Source organism: Methylopila musalis, assembly GCF_042679725.1.
Taxonomy (GTDB): domain Bacteria; phylum Pseudomonadota; class Alphaproteobacteria; order Rhizobiales; family Methylopilaceae; genus Methylopila; species Methylopila musalis.
Window position 1 is genome coordinate 1 of record NZ_JBHTMX010000214.1, and the last position, 4,726, is coordinate 4,726.

Annotated in this window: 5 protein-coding genes; 3 read left to right on the plus strand and 2 right to left on the minus strand. The window is 70.0% G+C overall.

Annotated features, from left to right (window positions below; translation table 11 throughout):
• Positions 1–78: 78 nt before the first annotated feature.
• Positions 79–798 (minus strand): TetR/AcrR family transcriptional regulator, encoded by a 720-nt coding sequence (locus tag ACFQ4O_RS15335; RefSeq protein WP_378776866.1) that lies wholly within the window; start codon positions 796–798, stop codon positions 79–81.
• Positions 799–1,201: 403 nt separating this feature from the next.
• On the opposite strand from ACFQ4O_RS15335, the gene sdhC reads away from it, so the two are divergent.
• From sdhC to sdhA, 3 genes are read left to right on the plus strand one after another with little or no spacing between them, the layout of a single operon-like run.
• A complete protein-coding gene (gene sdhC / locus ACFQ4O_RS15340; protein WP_378776868.1) occupies positions 1,202–1,612 on the plus strand; it encodes a succinate dehydrogenase, cytochrome b556 subunit in 411 nt (136 codons plus the stop codon).
• Between the two features lie 11 nt (positions 1,613–1,623).
• Positions 1,624–1,998: a succinate dehydrogenase, hydrophobic membrane anchor protein gene (gene sdhD, locus ACFQ4O_RS15345; protein ID WP_378776870.1), complete on the plus strand. Its 375-nt coding sequence runs from the start codon at positions 1,624–1,626 to the stop codon at positions 1,996–1,998.
• A 5-nt stretch (positions 1,999–2,003) separates the two neighbouring features.
• Complete coding sequence (gene sdhA / locus ACFQ4O_RS15350) at positions 2,004–3,839, plus strand: succinate dehydrogenase flavoprotein subunit (protein ID WP_378776872.1); 1,836 nt, start codon at positions 2,004–2,006, stop codon at positions 3,837–3,839.
• A 19-nt stretch (positions 3,840–3,858) separates the two neighbouring features.
• Here the strand turns inward: sdhA and ACFQ4O_RS15355 are convergent.
• Positions 3,859–4,726: ELM1/GtrOC1 family putative glycosyltransferase (locus tag ACFQ4O_RS15355; RefSeq protein WP_378776874.1), on the minus strand; the 868-nt coding region annotated here is incomplete at its 5' end.

Sequence of the window (4,726 nt, forward strand, 5' to 3'; positions counted from 1 at the left end):
CGGGCGTCGAAGCGCAGCCGGCGCGCCGCGAGGCCTGACGGCCCCGCCGACGCCGACCGTCCGTCGGGCGAACGGCCGTCAGGCGGCGACGAGCGAGCCGTCGATCGCCGGCAGGGCGCGGGGGGTGGTCACCGCGCCGGAATGCAGGATGCGCAGCACCGAACGGACGCCGGCGTCATGGGTTTCGGCCACCTGCCGGATCTCCTCGGCGTCGTCGAGGGTCGGCGCGAAGCCGAACACGAAGGCGCGCACCCGGATGGTCAGCATGGCGTTGTGGAAGGCGTGCATGAGCGTGCGCTCGCCTTCAAGCAGCGGCCGCTCGGACAGCGGGGGCACGCCTTCCTCCGCGCGCCACTGGTCGAGCAGGGCGGTCCACACCGGCCAGCTGCGGGCGAGGTTGCGCTCCACCGGCTCGGCGTAGGAGTCGAGCCCGGCGCGGAACAGCAGCCGGGTCGTGGTCGCGGTCATGCGGCCGATCATGCCGGCGTAGACCTGCGACACCCGGTCGACCATGGGCTCGCCGGCGGAGGCGGCGAACGCCTCCAGCGCGCCTTCGCTCCAGTGGCTGCGGAACGCCTCGACGAACACGGCCTCGATCAGGTCGGTCTTGCTTTCGAAATAGCGGTAGAGCAGCGCCTGCGTCACGCCGATGGAGGCGGCGAGATCGCGGGTCGGCCCGCTGAAGCCATTGTCGGCGAAGAAGGAGCACGCCGCGGTCACGATTTGGGCGCGGCGGGCGTCGCCGGCGAGGCGCGGAGCGCGCTTTCGGGCGACCGAGGCGAGGTGGGTGACCGTCATGATGGACGAGCGCTTTCAGTTGGTCGCGCAGCGCGGAGCGGCGCAATGAGCCTGCGATTACAATGCGCCCTTATTCCCGCTGCGGGACAGCCGGGGAAAATCCGTAGCGACGATTTGACGCGGAACCAAGCTCAAAGTAAGTTTTTGATCACGCGATGGTGGCGTGCGTTAGCGTACCCTTCACTGCTTCGTGACTAAAACGGGCGCTGCATTCCCAAACCAAGCAGGATATGCGCCAGAACCGCCCGCGACGCCCTGCCGCAGGCGGGCGCCCGGCCGGCTCGAAACCCCCGCCGTGAGCGTTATGACGAAAGTCAGGCCACGGATGCGGGGTGCGACGTTGCGCTGCAGCGCAGCGTCCGCTAACCCAGCATGGCGACATTCGAAGAGGTCCAGAAAACCGATGGCGCCACCGAACGCTGGCCCGGCCCGGCCGCTCTCTCCGCATCTGCAGATCTATAGGCCGATGCTGTCGATGATGATGTCGATCGTGCATCGCATCACCGGGGCGGCGCTTTATTTCGGCACCGTCCTGCTCGTGATCTGGCTGATCGCGGCGGCGTCCGGCCCGTCCGCCTTCGCAACCGCACAAGCGGTCTACGGCTCCATCCTCGGCCAGCTCGTGCTGTTCGGCTACACGTGGGCGCTGATCCACCATGCGCTCGGCGGCGTCCGGCACTTCATCTGGGACCTCGGCTACGGCTTCGATCACGACAGCCGGGAGAAGCTGATCAAGGCGGGGCTCGTCGGCTCGATCGTCCTCACCATCCTGGTGTGGATCGTGGCCTACGCCACGCTCGGCGCCGGCGGCTGAGGGAGACGGCGATGCGTACCCCTCTCGGACAGGTGCGCGGCCTCGGGGCCGCCCGCTCCGGCACCGGCCATTTCTGGCTCCAGCGCCTGACGGCGGTGGCCAATCTGGCGCTGTCGATCTTCTTCGTCGGCCTGCTGATCTCGCTTGCGGGCGAGAGCCACGCCTCCGTCACCGCGACGCTCGCCCATCCGGTGGTGACCATCGTGATGCTGCTGTTCGTGCTGGCGGCGACGATCCACATGCGCCTCGGCATGCAGGTGATCATCGAGGACTACGTCCATCACGAGGCGTTCAAGATCGCCGCGCTGATGCTGAACACCTTCTTCGCGATCGTGATCGGCCTGTCGGCGGTGTTCGCCCTTCTCAAGATCAGTTTCGGAGTCTGAACGCCATGGCCGAGGGCGCCAAGTCCAACGGAGCCGCGCCGGGCGTGAACGGCCGCGCCTATCCCTTCACCGACCACACCTTCGACGTGGTGGTGGTGGGCGCGGGCGGCGCCGGCCTGCGGGCCGTGGTGGGCTGCTCGGAGGCGGGGCTCAAGACCGCCTGCGTCACCAAGGTGTTCCCCACCCGCAGCCACACGGTCGCGGCCCAGGGCGGCATCTCCGCCTCGCTCGGCAACATGGGCGAGGACGACTGGCGCTTCCACATGTACGACACCGTCAAGGGCTCCGACTGGCTCGGCGACCAGGACGCGATCGAGTATCTGGTGCGCAACGCCCCGGCCGCGGTCTACGAGCTCGAGCACTGGGGCGTGCCGTTCTCCCGCACGGAGGAGGGCAAGATCTACCAGCGCCCCTTCGGCGGCATGACCACCCATTACGGCAAGGGCACCGCCCAGCGCACCTGCGCCGCCGCCGACCGCACCGGCCACGCCATCCTGCACACGCTCTACGGCGCGGCGCTGAAGGCCAAGGCCGAGTTCTTCATCGAGTACTTCGCCATCGACCTGATGATGGACGAGGACGGCGCCTGCGTCGGCGTGGTCGCGCTGAAGATGGATGACGGCACGCTGCACCGCTTCCGCGCCCACAAGACCATCCTCGCCACCGGCGGCTACGGCCGGGCCTACTTCTCCGCCACCTCCGCCCACACCTGCACCGGCGACGGCAACGCCATGGTGCTGCGCGCCGGCCTGCCGCTGCAGGACATGGAGTTCGTGCAGTTCCATCCGACCGGCATCTATGGCGCGGGCTGTCTGATCACCGAGGGCGCCCGCGGCGAGGGCGGCTACCTGACCAACTCCGAGGGCGAACGCTTCATGGAGCGCTACGCGCCCTCCGCGAAGGACCTCGCCTCCCGCGACGTGGTCTCCCGCTCCATGACGGTGGAGATCCGCGAGGGCCGGGGCGTGGGCCGCAACAAGGACCACATCTTCCTCCACCTCGACCATCTCGACCCGAAGATCCTGCACGAGCGCCTGCCGGGCATCTCGGAAAGCGCCAAGGTGTTCGCGGGCGTGGACGTGACGCGGGAGCCGATCCCGGTGCTGCCGACCGTGCATTACAACATGGGCGGCATCCCCACGAACTTCCACGGCGAGGTGCTGACCAAGGCGAACGGCGATCCGGACACTGTCGTGCGCGGCCTGATGGCGCTGGGCGAGGCGGCCTGCGTCTCGGTCCACGGCGCGAACCGGCTCGGCTCCAACTCGCTGATCGATCTGGTGGTGTTCGGCCGCGCCGCGGCGGTGCGCTGCGCCGAGACCATGGAGCCCAACGCGCCCCATCGCGAGCTGCCGAAGGGCGCGTCCGATCTGGCGGTGGCGCGGCTCGACCGCGCCCGCAACGCCTCCGGCGGCACGCCCACGGCGGAGCTTCGGCTCTCGATGCAGAAGGTCATGCAGTCGAACTGCGCCGTGTTCCGCACCGGCGAGGTGCTGGAGGAGGGCAAGGGCCTGATCCATCAGGTGTGGAGCGGCGCCGAGGACGTGCGCGTCACCGACCGGTCGCTGGTGTGGAACTCCGACCTGATCGAGACGCTGGAGTTCGACAACCTGATCGCCCAGGCGGTCGTCACCATGGACAGCGCGGTCAACCGTCAGGAAAGCCGTGGCGCTCACGCCCGCGAGGACTTCCCCGACCGGGACGACAAGCAGTGGATGAAGCACACCCTGTCCTGGGCGGACACGGAGGCGCGGACGGTCACGATCGATTACCGGCCGGTGCACACCTACACGCTGACCAACGACATCCAGTACATCGAGCCCAAGGCCCGCGTGTACTGACGCGGGAAGCGCGGACGTCTCAGTCCGCGGCCGGCAGCCGGACCTGGAACGCCGGGTGCGCGAACAGGGTCTCGATCAGCGTTTCGGACCAGCAGGCCTCCAGAGGGCGAAACCAGTCTTGAACATCCCGCTCCACATCGATCCCGTCGAGTTCGCCGAGAGCGACGCGCCTGAGCCGGCGCGCCGCCTCCTGGCGGGCGAGATAGGCGGCGTGGCGGGGCTCGGGCGCGGTCCGCTCCGGGCGCAGGGCGTAGACCGGGCGGCCGGCGGCGATGGCGACGGCGATCATGGAGCGGCTGTCCTCGGTGCAGAACGCGGCCCTCGAGGGTTTGAGAAACGCGCCGACGACCGGGCGCGGCGCCTCGCCGTGCCACACGGCCTCGACGAGGGCCGGCGAGGGCGCGAGCACGGCCTTCAGCCGCGCTTCGCCTTCAGCGCCCGTGCGGCGCGACGTGGTGAGCCGCAGGCGGGCAGGAGCGCCGCGCGCGAGCCGGTCGAGCCCATGGGCGAGCCGGTCCCAGTCGTCCGCCGCGTAGGCGTAGCCCTCGGTGTCGCCGCCGATCAGCGCGCACCAGACCGGGTCGTCCGCGAGCGGGCCCATGTCGGCGCGCAGGATCGGGGTCGGCGCGATCGGCGTGCGCGCCTGCGCGACGTTCGTCCGGACGGCCTCGTCCTCGGTGAGGACCAGCAGATCGAACGCCTCCGCGGGCAGGTGGATCGGCGCGCCGATGTGGATCGCGAAGGCGCCGGCCCGGCGCAGCAGCGCGCCGGCGAACTCCGAGCGGCCAAGCGCGGTCACCACGACGTCCGGCGCCGCGTCCTCGGGCAGGCCATCGAACAGCGCGCGGGCGAGCGTTCCGGCGCCGAACGCGCCGGGATCGAGCCGG

Bases quoted from the DNA above. Each gene is read 5' to 3' on its own strand.
- ACFQ4O_RS15335 (WP_378776866.1), bottom strand. From the start codon at position 798: ATGACGGTCACCCACCTCGCCTCGGTCGCCCGAAAGCGCGCTCCGCGC.
- sdhA (WP_378776872.1), top strand. From the start codon at position 2,004: ATGGCCGAGGGCGCCAAGTCCAACGGAGCCGCGCCGGGCGTGAACGGC.
- sdhD (WP_378776870.1), top strand. From the start codon at position 1,624: ATGCGTACCCCTCTCGGACAGGTGCGCGGCCTCGGGGCCGCCCGCTCC.
- sdhC (WP_378776868.1), top strand. From the start codon at position 1,202: ATGGCGCCACCGAACGCTGGCCCGGCCCGGCCGCTCTCTCCGCATCTG.